Genomic DNA, 1,862 nt, shown 5'->3' with positions numbered 1-1,862 from the left:
GGGGCGACGGGGCGGAGACGGGTGCGCGGCAGGCACGGCACGGGTGACGCGCGGACGGCGGCGGCCGTCGCCCCTCAGCCTCGCAGTGCCGAGCGCCGGAGACGGAATCGTCCCGGCGCGTCGACGCGGAGGTCAGGCGAGGAGGGCCTCGCCGAGCGCCGCGGCCTGCGCCGCCCAGAAGCGCTTCGCCACGCCGGTCCGGCGGAACAGGGCGTCGAAGCCGTGGAAGGCGCCCTCCACGATCTCGAGCCCGCACGGCACTCCGGCCGCGCGCAGGCGCTCGGCGTAGCGGACGTCCTCGTCGTGGAAGAGGTCGAGGCCGCCGACGCCGATCCAGGCCGGCGGCAGGCCCGTGAGGTCGTCGCGGCGGGCGGGGGCGGCGTAGGCCGTGACGCCGGGGCCGCCGGGCTCGCCGGCGAGGTAGGCGGTCCAGCCGAAGCGGTTGCTGCCCGGGGTCCAGACGCGGACTCCGCGAGGAGGAGGACCGGGCCGGGTGACGGTGCGGTCGTCGAGCATCGGGTAGACGAGCAGCTGGAACGCGGGCTGCGCTCCTCCGCGGTCGTGGGCGAGGAGGGTCGCACCCGCGGCGATGCCGCCGCCCGCGCTCGCGCCTCCGACGGCGATGCGCGCCGGGTCGACGCCGCGCTCCTGCGCGTGCTCGACGAGCCAGTCGAACGCGGCCAGCACGTCCTCGACGGCAGCCGGGGCCGGATGCGCGGGCGCGAGGCGGTAGTCGACGGAGACGACCGTGATGCCCAGGGTGCGGGCGAAGTCGATGCAGGACGCCTCGTCCTGGAGGTGGCTGCCGAGCACCATGCCGCCGCCGTGCACCCAGAGGAGCGCGGGAGCGGTACCGCGGAGGATGCGCGGCCGGTAGCTGCGGGCCCGGACGGGAGCGGCTCCGGCGACGGGGATCTCGAGGTCGTCGACCACGATGTCGGGCGGAGCCTCGCCTCCCTCGGCGGCGCGTCGCGTGGCGAGGCGCAGCAGTCGCGGGCCGAGGACGATCGGCGGGAGGAAGCGGCCGAGCGCGAGGTCGGGGTGGAAGAGGGGCGCCGTCGCGGCGGTGCGGGCTGACGCGGTCATGCGCGGGAGGCTACTCCTCGCGGCCGTGCCGGCGCCCCTCCGCGGGACTACGGACGCACGAGGGTCTTGATCGCGCGGCGCTCGTCCATGGCGGCGTACGCCTCGGCGATCTCCTCGAGGGGCAGCTCGAGGTCGAAGACCAGACCGGGCTCGATCGCGCCGCTGAGCACGTCGGGCAGCAGCTCGGCCATGTAGCCGCGGACCGGCGCGACTCCGCCGTTGACGCCCACGTTCGAGCCGAACATCTGGCGGACGGGCAGCTCGGGGCCTCCGTTGGGGACGCCGACGTAGCCGACCATGCCGCCGGGGCGGGCGGAGTCGAGGGCCTGCTGCATCGACTCCTTGGTGCCGACGCACTCGAGCACGCAGTCGGCGCCGATCCCGCCGGTCAGCTCGCGGACGCGCGCGACGCCCTCGTCGCCGCGGGTCTCGACGATGTGGGTCGCCCCGAAGCGTCGGGCGAGGTTCTGCCGCGACTCGTGCCGCGACATCGCAATGATCGTGGTCGCGCCGAGGCGCTTGGCCGCCAGGACGGCGCAGAGGCCGACCGCGCCGTCGCCGACGACCGCGACGGTCGAGCCCGCGGTGACGCCGGCCGAGACCGCGGCGTGGTGGCCGGTCCCCATCACATCGGCGAGGGTGAGCAGGCTGGGGATGAGCGCCGGATCCGGATCGATGCCCACGCGGAAGAGCGTGCCGTCGGCGAGGGGCACGCGCACCTTCTCGCCCTGGGCGCCGTCCGCGAAGCCCTCCTCGCGGACCTCGGCGCCCCACCA

At 76.1% G+C, this 1,862-nt stretch carries 2 protein-coding genes; both read right to left on the bottom strand.

The features are described 5' to 3' along the window. Positions 1-132: 132 nt before the first annotated feature. On the bottom strand, positions 133-1,086 hold the full coding sequence (locus C5C95_RS17015; RefSeq protein ID WP_104324916.1) for an alpha/beta hydrolase: 954 nt from the start codon (positions 1,084-1,086) through the stop codon (positions 133-135). A 47-nt stretch (positions 1,087-1,133) separates the two neighbouring features. Next, positions 1,134-1,862, bottom strand: a 729-nt coding sequence (locus C5C95_RS17010) for a zinc-binding dehydrogenase (RefSeq protein ID WP_104324915.1), incomplete at its 5' end; no start/stop codon positions are given.

Source organism: Rathayibacter sp. AY1B7, from assembly GCF_002932735.1.
GTDB lineage: Bacteria > Actinomycetota > Actinomycetes > Actinomycetales > Microbacteriaceae > Rathayibacter.
This window is presented reverse-complemented; position numbering and strand designations above follow the sequence as displayed.

Excerpts from the sequence above, each read along its gene's own strand:
- C5C95_RS17015 (WP_104324916.1), bottom strand. The coding sequence starts at position 1,086 with ATGACCGCGTCAGCCCGCACCGCCGCGACGGCGCCCCTCTTCCACCCC.